Raw genomic sequence first — 10947 nt, forward strand, 5'->3', positions numbered from 1 at the left:
GGTGTGGCGTATCCGCCAAATAAAATTTCAAAAACAGTCTTAAAAATGCAAGCATTTTATACCTGCTTTTTGAAATTTTGCTTGGCTCTGAACAGTTACATTTTATCATATTTTAATAAAAGTGCAGCGATAATTTGAGAGAAAATTTCTTATTATGTATCAAATTTATAGGAAAATTAAGTTATTGTTTATTTTGCGTATATCCTTGACGTAAAGTAGTAAAAAGCATATACTGTTGTTTAAAATTAGTTAAGACTAATGAATGAAGGGGTTACTTATTATGGGATTTTTAACAGTTAAAAGGAGCAGTACATGAAGTTTTTTCATTTATCAGATTTGCATATTGGATTAAAACTGATGAACAGGGATCTGCGGGAAGAACAGATAGATATTTTACGGCAGATTACGGAATTGGCCAAGGCAGAGAAACCGGATGCGGTTGTGATTGCAGGGGATATTTATGATAAGGCAGTGCCGGCGGCGGAAGCGGTGGAAATATTTGACGGTTTTATGACAGAACTTAAGAAAGCAGTGCCGAAGGCGGAGATTATGCTCATCAGCGGCAATCATGACAGCGGTCTGCGTCTGAATTGTTTCAGAGAGATTCTGGATGAACAGAAAGTACATATGATCGGATTGCCGCCGAGAACGGAGAATGAATATATCGAGAAAGTGACGCTTACGGACGAATTTGGAACGTTGAACTTTTATCTGCTGCCTTTTGTTAAGCCATCCATGGTGAAACAGATTGTGGGGGTGGATGAAAATGGCAATAATCTATCATATGATGCGGCTTTACACCGGCTTATTGAACGGGAGAAGGTGAATACGACTGAACGGAATGTGCTGGTCAGTCATCAGTTTTATCTGCCTGTGGGCGGCGATGCAGAAAAGGTTGATCGAATGGATTCGGAGATTCGTACAGTGGGCAATATTGATGCTGTGTCAGCGGATGTGTTGGAGCTTTTTGATTATGCCGCTTTGGGGCATATCCATAAGCCTATGAAAGTGGGAAGTGAAGCTTACCGTTACTGCGGAACACCTTTGGCCTGTTCTGTCAGCGAGGCAGGACAGCAGAAAGGTATTATTATGGTAGAAATGGGATCAAAAAACTCAGTGAAGACAACGATACTGCCTCTGAAACCGCTGCGTGAAGTCAGGATCATCAAAGGCAGTCTTGAAGATGTTCTTGTGCAGGCCTGCGAGGATTTTGTAACAGTGATTTTGACGGACAAAGTTGATTTGGATATTATGGATATGCAGGACAGAATCCGTATGGCTTTTCCGTACTTATTGGAAATCCGGCGGGAAGTACTGCGGAAAGCGGATTATAGTAATCAGATGATGGCGGAGAAGGAACAGGATCCTTTTAAGCTGTGTTGTTCTTTTTTGAAAGATCTGGACGATGAGGAGAAAGCAGTTCTTCAGGATGTCATTCATACTGTACAGGGGGTGAAGTAGATGAAACCGATTCAGCTGACAATGCAGGCTTTTGGGTCATATGGCAAGAAAACTGTGATTGATTTTACAAAACCGGATCAGAACTTGTTTCTGATTACAGGGGATACAGGTGCAGGCAAGTCAACGATTTTTGATGCCATTGTCTTCGCACTTTATGGCGAAGCAAGTTCCGTGGTGAATAAGAAGAATGGCACTGAACTACAGAGCCAGTTCTCAGAGAATTCAGTGGAACCCTTTGTGGAATTGGTTTTTTCGGAGCGTGAAGGCAGCGAGGATGTGCATTATACAGTTAGGCGTGTGCCGAAGCATATTCGTCCGCTGAAAAGGGGCACCGGATTTAAGGAAGAGAGCGGCAGTGTGTCTCTTATTATGCCTGATGGAATGGAATATCCGTCGAAGGAGACAGATAAGAAACTGGAGGAAATTGTAGGACTGACAAAGGGCCAGTTTATGCAGGTGGCTATGATCGCGCAAGGGGAATTTATGGCTTTGCTTCGGGCAAAATCCGATGAAAAAAAGGTTATTTTCAGAAGACTTTTTAATACGGAACTGTATCAGGACATTGTGGATGAGCTGGCAAAGCGGCGCAAGGATAAGCAGGGGAAGATCGCACAGATTAAGACGGCCTGCCAGACGGAAGTGGGTCATATCATTGTGCCGGAGACTGAGATATCAGAGAAAACAGAAACGGGTGCTGCTGAAAAAGCTGATGATGCTGCCGAAACAGATGATAGCTGCAGCAGAAAGATTCATCTGAAGGATCTTAAAGATAGAATTTTAAAATCAGAACGCTTGTCGCTGGCAGATATGGAGGCATTGCTGCAGGAACTTCAAAGGACTTGTGAACAGTTGAAGGAGAAAGTAAAGCATTCAGAGGAACGAAGAAATCAGTTGAATCAGGATTATCTTGAGAGGAGAGATGCTTCAGCGAAGGCTGAACAATTGCAGGAGCGTTTCAAAGAATTAGATTTGGCAGAAAGAGAGCTGGCTGAGTGTGAGAAAGAGAAAAATCTGGTGGGAAAATGGCAGCTCCTGACCGGACAGATTGAAGCAGCCTGGGATGTGCAGGCAGTTTGGCAGCGCTATCAGGATGTGAAACAGCAGCTTGAAGCGACAGAGAAGGCATTAAAGAGTCATGAGCTGGCATTGCCGGAGGCGGAAGAAAACTATGGACAGTCGAAGAAGGCTTTGCAGCAGGCAAAAGCAGCACAGGAACAGGCCTTGACAGAATATTCCAAGATATTGGAGCGCGTTGAAAAAGATTTGAAGTCCTTTGCTAAAATTGCCGCTTCAAAGCAAGCTGCGGCGGAGGCCGGGAAGATGGCAGAGGCTGCCAGCCGGCAGGAGAAGGAAGCAGCAGACAGTCTGAATTTGCTTGAGGAACAGGAGAAGCAGTGGCAGCAGCAGGCGGAGAAATTGTCGGATACGGATAGTCGAGCAGCCATTTTGCTTGGACAGCAGCGGGAAATCAGGGATATGGCTGAAAATCTAAAAAACTGGCAGAGAGAAGAAGAAAACTGTTACAGGCAGAGGCAGACAGCGGAAAATGCACAGACAGCCTATATACAGGCACAGGATATATACATCAGAGAAAACGAAGTCTATACGCAGGCGAGCAGTGCGTTTTTTGATGCACAGGCCGGTATTCTTGCAAAGAAATTGCAGCCGGGACAGCCCTGCCCGGTCTGCGGTTCAGTGGAGCATCCTCATCCGCATCAGATGGAGAGAGCATCTCTGACAAAGGAGGAACTGGATGTTCTGGCACAAAAGCTCCAGAAACTTCAGAAACAGCGGGAAAAAAAGTCAAATCAGGCAGGAGCAGCGGCCGCCGCTTTGGAGGCAAGTGAAAGATCTTGTCATCAAATGGGAGAACAGCTTTACCGTAAAGCACAAGCCTATGATAATGGCGGCAAGAACTGTGAGACTGTTGATGCCAATGATGCTTTTGATAGTCAATGGCTTGCAAAACAGTTAAAGAGATGGCAGCGGGAGTGGCAGGATAGAGACAGTCAGCTTCAGAATGACAGGAAAAACTTATTGCTGCTGAAGCGATTGATGGAAGATGCTGTATCCAAAAAGAAAGAACTGTCAGAAAAAAAGGAGAAGGCTGGTCAGCAGCTGTCTAAGATTAAAGTGCGGCTTGCGGCAGCAGAGGCTGCTTTGGAGAATATGGAGACATCCACTTATTATGAATCTGAAACAACTGCCAGAGAGATATTGAAAAAAGCATCAGAAAAGAAATCGGACAGCGATAGAAATTATAAATGCTGCGAAAAGGCAGAGCAGGAGGATGGAAATCGTAAGGAGAGGACAGAAGAGAGGATTCATCAGTTACGTCAGAGTCTGCCGTCGCAGCAGGAAGCATGCAGCGAAAGAAAAACAGCCTATGAACAGATAATGGAGAACAGACAGCTGACTGAAACACAATGGCAGTCACTGACAAAGCATTATACAAAAGAAGACAGACAGCGCCTTGCAGAGCAGATTAATCGATGGCAGGAAAAGAAAATTGCAGCAGAAAGGCTGAAAGAGGCATCAGAAGCGGCAATTGGAGATTGTATGAAGCCTGATATGGAGCAGCTTCTTTTGCAACAGAATGAGGCAGAAGCAGCATGGAAAAAGGAACAGGAAGTTTATGACAGATATACAGAAATATATAAGACAAATCTCAAAGTTTATGAGGCACTGATGCCGAAGATGGATGAGCGAAGCAGGATCATGGAAGAACACAAAAGGCTGGATGATCTTTATAATCTTCTGGCAGGCAAGGTGACAGGATCGCGTATGGATATTGAAACTTATGTGCAGCGTTACTATCTTGAAAGGATTCTTTATGCGGCAAATCGCAGATTCCTTGAAATGTCAGCCGGCCAGTTTGAATTGCGGATGTGTGATATCACAAAGGCCGGTGAGGGTAGAAACAGGGGCCTTGATCTGATGGTTTATTCCAATGTCACCGGCAAGGAGCGGGAGGTTCGTACTCTTTCAGGCGGCGAATCATTTATGGCTGCACTGTCACTGGCATTGGGGATGGCGGACCAGATCCAGCAGAGCTCATCGGCGATTCATCTGGATATGATGTTTATTGATGAGGGATTTGGATCACTGGACAGTCATTCAAGAGATCAGGCGGTTCGGGTACTTCAGCAGATGGCAGGGGGCTCGAAGCTGATCGGCATTATTTCCCATGTATCGGAATTGAAGCAGGAGATAGAGGATCAGCTCATCGTCAGTAAGAATGAAGATGGCAGTTCAGTCAGATGGCAGATTAGCTGAGTGACTTTACGACCTTTTTCGGATAAAATGCTGCGATTTTATTTTGAGAACAGTTATAACAATTAAAAAAAACAGAACATGAAATTATGGAGCCGGTATAGTCAATCATACTTTTTTGCGTTATAATAGTGAGGAAACGCGTCTGAACAGCAGATCGGACACTAAGCACAGACAAAATTCTCAACAGGAATTTAGATAGGATACAGGGAGAAAGAGTATGGATGCATGCAATAAAATGACAAAAGAACAGGCATTAAAGGAAATGGAGCTTTTTAAGGCAGTATTTGACGGAGGACGTCTGATTGACGCACATGCTCTGAAGATGATGGAGAAGGGACTTGGTGCCTATTCTCAATCGGAAGTTGGCAAAAGCTTTGATTTCTGGGAGAAAGAGCATCCATGTGAGAATGATAGCTGTGTTGTGCTGCAGGCGTTCAGGGACAGGACTGTCCATACAAAACTTGAATATATTGAATCAGTCCTTTATGAAGTGACAGCCAGATATATGGAACTGGATGATGAACCGTATGTGATGGAACTGGTCAAGAGGATGGACGAGAATTACATGATCGATGAGACACAGAAGGAGAGACTGTTGCGTCATTTCAGCGGATATCATGATCAGCTTTACAAGGATGTACTGACAGGTGCGTACAACAGACGCTATTTTGAAGAGAAAATCCGCAAGTCTACGACACCGTCAGGTATTGCCATGATCGATCTGGATGATTTCAAATTATACAACGATTCCTTTGGACATGATACCGGTGATGTGGTGTTGATCACATTTGTGAACATTATCAAAAGCTGTACCAGAAAGACAGATCTGCTTGTTCGATACGGCGGTGATGAATTCCTTTTGCTGATGCCGGGAATTAAAGAAGATAATTTCAGGAATAAACTGATGCAGATCCAGGAGGAGATCAGGAAAGCGGATATTCCGGGATATGGCGGCCTGCGTTTATCAGCCAGCATTGGCGGTGTGATGTCCAATGGGGGCGCGATTGAGGATGCCGTAGGAAGAGCCGATAAACTGATGTATCAGGCCAAAAACCGCAAGAATATGGTTGTCACTGAGGATAATCTGATGGCTGATGACATTAAGAAAGGAATGCTTCATGACTGGGAGAAGATCAGACAGCTGATCTTGATTGTTGATGATTCGGAACTGAACAGAGATCTTCTTTCTGAGATGCTGAAGGATGATTTCAGAATACTTGAGGCAGCGAATGGCAAGGAGTGCCTGGAAGCACTTGAACAGTATGGAACAGGTATTTCCCTTGTATTGCTGGATATCAATATGCCGGTATTGAATGGTTTTGAAGTGCTGGTACAGATGAACAGGAATCATCTCATCGAAGATATTCCGGTTATCATGATTTCCAGTGATGACACGGAAGTGAATATCAAGAGAGCGTATGATATGGGTGTCTCGGATTATATTCGCAGACCATTTGATGCACAGGTTGTCTTTCGCCGTGTCTTCAATACCATTAAACTTTATGCGAAGCAAAGAAGGTTGGTCACCCTTGTGACAGATCAGATCGATGAGAAAGAAAAGAATAATCAGATGATGATCCGGATTCTTAGTCAGATTGTTGAATTCCGTAATGGTGAAAGTGGTCTCCACGTACAGCATATCAATGTACTGACAGGGCTGCTGCTGGAGCGGCTTGTTCAGAAAACAGAATGTTACAGCCTGGCATGGTCAGAACAGTATGTGATCACACTGGCATCCGCCCTGCATGATATCGGTAAGATCGGTATTGATGATAAGATATTGAATAAGCCGGGCAAACTGACCAAAGAAGAATTTGAGATTATGAAGACACATACACTCATCGGCGCATCGATACTTGAAAATCTTGGATTGTATCAGGAAGAGCCTTTGATCAAGACTGCTTATCAGATTTGCAGATGGCATCATGAGCGGTATGACGGCAATGGATATCCGGATGGCTTAAAGGGTGAAGAGATACCGATCGCAGCACAGGTTGTCTCTGTAGCAGATGTGTACGATGCACTTGTCAGTGAACGTGTATACAAGAAAGCCATTCCCCATAAGAAAGCTGTTCAGATGATCCTGAATGGCGAGTGCGGTGTATTTAACCCGATTCTGCTGGAATGTCTGGTGGATATCGAGGGGGAGATCCACCGGGAAATGGAAAAAGAATAGCAGAGCAGGTGCTGCATACCTGAGAGAGAATTTTGAACAAGTTATATTTTACAGGAGGACCGATAACGCAATGAATATTCTGTTGATAGGAGGCACCAGCAGTCTGATCAATCATTTGATTTTGAAACTGAGAAAAGAGGGCCACAGAGTTTTTTTGCTGACGGGAAGTAAATATAAAAAAAATAAATACGAAAAAGTATTCGAAAGATATGATTTCCCTTATGAAGGAGATTATCTTCGGGAGATATTTGACAGTGTCAGCCCGGATATCACCGTTTTTATGGGAGCCTTTGACAGCAACTATCGGTGGCAGGAGGAAGGCAGAGAAGCAGTTCGATTTGCTTCCAACCTGATGAATATGTTAGTGGCCTGTTCGGAGATAAAAAAGGGAAGAGTGATCTTTCTGTCATCGGATGCTGTTTTTGAAGGCGATTATGAAGAAGCAATTTGCGAAGATGAGACGCCTTCAGGAAAAACTTTTCGTGGAACAACATTGGCACAGGCGGAGCAGATCTGTGCCAATGTTCGTAAAAATTGGGAGATGGATGTGACAGTTTTGCGTCTGGCACATTTATATCATATACCGAAGAGCCTGGAGGATGCGGACAATCTTCCGGCAGGAATGTGTATTGAAGCACTGCGTGATGGGGCAGTCAGAGCAGATGAAAGCCATGAATTTTCACTTTTGCATGAGAATGATGCGGTAGAGTATATTTATCGGGCAATCCATAAGCAGGAACATCAGTATGATATCTATCATCTGTCATCGGCCAATGCGGTCAGTGAAGTAAAATTAGCAGGAATGATCAGGCAGAGCCTGAATCAGAATATAGGTATTTCGGGTTTTTCAGGTGTTGGAGGATGCCATATACTGGATGGCAGCCGGTTTGCGGCAGAGTATGGCGTTCAGGAGTTCTGCAGCCCGGAAAAATATATTCAGCAGATGGTTGTTTATATGCAGAAACACAAAGCCGTTTTCCTTGAGAATAAAAAAGAAAAGACGCCATTTTTTGAAAGAGTGTTGAAAAAATGGGGATGGGCTGTACGGGCTTTGGTACCGTTTATTGAGAATCTGATCTGTTTTATTCCATTTTTTATGCTCAACAACAGGACAGCAGAGAGCCAGTATTTTGCCAATCTGGACTTTTATCTTTTGTATGTCCTGCTTTTTGCGGTTATTTATGGTCAGCAGCAGGCCTCGTTTTCAGCTGTTTGTGCAGTGGCAGGCTACATTTTCAGACAGATGTATCATCGGTCGGGATTTGAAGTTGTATTGGATTACAATACCTATGTATGGATCGCCCAGCTGTTTATCGTGGGTCTGATTGTAGGTTATCTGAGAGATCAGATCCGTGCTGTGAAGATGGAAAGCAAAGAGATGGAGGAGTATCTATCCGGGCAGATTCAGGATATTAAAGATATTAATTCCACCAATGTACGTGTAAAAGAAGTAATGGAGCAGCAGCTCATTGATCAGAAGGACAGTATCGGCAAGATTTACAGTATTACATCTGAGCTGGATCGTACAATGCCAGATGAAGTATTGTTTGATGCCGTAGAGATGATGGAACGACTGATGGGAACAGAGGATGTTGCCATTTATAACGTAGTGAACGGTGATTATGCCAGAATGTTTTCCGCCAGCTCCAAAAAAGCCAGAGAACTTGGCAATTCCATTCGTTACAAAGAAATGTCGGTCATGTATGATGCATTGAAGGAACATAGAGTTTTTATCAATAAATCCCTGGATCCGCAGTATCCGCTCATGGCAAACGCCATCTTTGAAAATGAAGAGATGCAGATGATTGTGATGCTTTGGGGACTCAGCTGGGAGCGGATGACATTGGGACAGGCCAATATGCTGGTTGTTGTCAGTGCTTTGATTCAGAATGCAGTTCTGAGCGCAAGAAGATATCTGCAGGCTCTGGAGGAAAAGCGATATATTGAAGGATCCCGTATCCTTGATCAGGAAGCATTCAGTTCACTGGTGACTGCTTATTATCATGCAAAGGAACGCAATCTTGTAGAGTGTGTGCTGCTGCAGCTTCAGCTGCCGAAGAATACTTACAAAACCCAGGGAGACAAAGTAAGCTGTCTTGTGAGAAATTCGGATTATCTGGGAATATTGGATGGCGGCCTGTATATTCTCTTAACAAACACCGATTGCACAGAAGCAGATTTTGTCAAGAGAAGATTACAGGAACATGAAGTACAGAGTGAGATTATGGAGTATATGCCGGTATGAGTCGGGAATGGTGGCTTTTATTAATTTTATTGATCCTTAATTTATCGATCGTTATTATTTATCTGGTTTGGAATCTTCTGATCTGGTGCAGGGAGAATAAGCCTGCTGTGATCATGAAAGCGGCAGTCATGCTGCTGTGTCCGGTGATCGGCCCCCTTTTCCTGATGCTTGGTTTTTTGTTCTATAAATTATTTATGGGGCAGGCAATGGATCTTGAAGATGTCATCTTCAATAAAGAGAAAGTAGAAACATTTATGCATCCGGATGAAGATATGGAGAGAAATATGGTTTCTATTGAAGAAGCGCTGGCTGTAACGGACAAGGGCAATCTCCGGACATTGATGATGAATGTGATACGTGGTGATTACAGTCAATCACTGTCTGGGTTTTTAATGGCCCTGAACAGTGATGATTCGGAAACTGCCCATTATGCGGCATCTGTACTTCAGGAAGTCTTAAATGGATTCAGAGTGAATGTTCAGCGAATGTATAAGGCTGCGCTGGAGGAAGATGAAGGGCAGAAACAAAGATGTGTGGAATTGATCGAGTACATGAATCCTATTCTGGAACAGCATGTGCTGACAGAAATCGAACAGAGATCCATGACGGAGCGTATGGATGAAACAGGAGATTTGCTTTTTTCATTGGATCAATATGGAATAGGCAGTCACATTTATGAAATCCTTTCCATGAGAAACCTTGAAGCCGGACAGACGATCAATTGTCAGAAGTGGTGTGACAGGGGAGCGGCAGCCTATCCGGATACATTGGTAAGCTATAAATGCAGATTGAAATTATACTTCGAAACGAAGAACAGGACGGCTTTTTTTGCTGTGCTGAATGATTTGAAGCAGTCTGAGATTATGATAGACAGTGAAACCCTTGAAATGGTTCGAATCTTTATGTAATCAGCAAGGGGACGTCAATATATCAATCAGGGCTTTTGGGGATTTTGTCATTGATGATGGAGATGTTCAGACGACGAATCAAGAAATGGAGAAATAGCGAATGGTTTCCAAAAGAAATTTTTTCAATATTATGATCATGATGGTAACGCTGTTGTTTTTGTTTCAGTTTTCAATGGTCATCAGAGCACAGAGCAGCAGTTATGACCATAACAATGCGGTTTCTGAGAATCCGCTGAGCGGACAGGATGCATGGCAGCAGGCGAAGATGAAGTTATCGGCATTGACAGAGGAAGATGATCCCTATGTGCTTTTTGTCGGTGATGCTGCCGGCGGTATGGGTCAGGCTGTCAGCAGTTGGTGTACATATCGTAAAAAAAATATCATTGTTACAAAGTCAATGACAGAATTGACAGATTATGTGAAATTAATGCCTGAGATGATTGTGTTGGAGTCAGAATCCTATGCGTTGGAAGGGGCATCTCTGAAAAAACTGGAGAAGCTGGAGAAAGAAGGCGTCATCATCGTATTTGGTTCCCTTGAAGATGTGGATGCGATCCGGAATAACAGTGAATTAATGGACTTTCTCGGAATTCAGAGCATAGCGGCAAAGGAAAAGCAGCTGACCGGAGCGAAATTGTTTGAAGGTTTTCTGCTTGGAGGAGAAGAATGGTACCAGACATCGGAAAACGATAAATATGCTGAAGAAAAACAGGATTTGGATCTGACAGTACCCTGGTATCAGATCGGCAGCGGAACAAAAGCATATATGGTTGGTTTGATTAAAGAGAAAACCGGAGAAAAAGAACAATGTCATTAACTTAAAGCAGAAGATATTTATTCTAAAAGGATTAGATATCTTCTGCTTTTTTTGATATGCTTAT

Annotated in this window: 6 protein-coding genes; all 6 read left to right on the top strand. The window is 43.4% G+C overall.

Translation table 11 applies throughout. The features are described from left to right. Positions 1–312 precede the first annotated feature (312 nt). Positions 313–1461 (top strand): exonuclease SbcCD subunit D, encoded by a 1149-nt coding sequence (locus HED67_RS01470; RefSeq protein WP_221717313.1) that lies wholly within the window; start codon positions 313–315, stop codon positions 1459–1461. Continuing rightward, complete coding sequence (locus tag HED67_RS01475) at positions 1462–4737, top strand: AAA family ATPase (RefSeq protein ID WP_221717314.1); 3276 nt, start codon at positions 1462–1464, stop codon at positions 4735–4737. Between the two features lie 217 nt (positions 4738–4954). Continuing rightward, positions 4955–6913: a diguanylate cyclase domain-containing protein gene (locus HED67_RS01480; protein WP_221717315.1), complete on the top strand. Its 1959-nt coding sequence runs from the start codon at positions 4955–4957 to the stop codon at positions 6911–6913. A gap of 70 nt (positions 6914–6983) precedes the next feature. Further along, complete coding sequence (locus HED67_RS01485; RefSeq protein WP_221717316.1) at positions 6984–9158, top strand: NAD-dependent epimerase/dehydratase family protein; 2175 nt, start codon at positions 6984–6986, stop codon at positions 9156–9158. After that, positions 9155–10066 (top strand): hypothetical protein, encoded by a 912-nt coding sequence (locus tag HED67_RS01490; protein ID WP_178440922.1) that lies wholly within the window; start codon positions 9155–9157, stop codon positions 10064–10066. The genes HED67_RS01485 and HED67_RS01490 overlap by 4 nt, the downstream gene beginning before the upstream one ends. 100 nt (positions 10067–10166) lie before the next feature. Continuing rightward, the gene (locus HED67_RS01495; protein WP_221717317.1) at positions 10167–10883 is read left to right on the top strand and encodes a hypothetical protein; all 717 of its coding nucleotides are present in this window, start codon (positions 10167–10169) and stop codon (positions 10881–10883) included. The last annotated feature ends 64 nt before the right edge of the window (positions 10884–10947 follow it).

The sequence above is a fragment of the Pseudocoprococcus catus genome (genome assembly GCF_019734885.1).
Lineage (GTDB): Bacteria > Bacillota > Clostridia > Lachnospirales > Lachnospiraceae > Coprococcus_A > Coprococcus_A catus.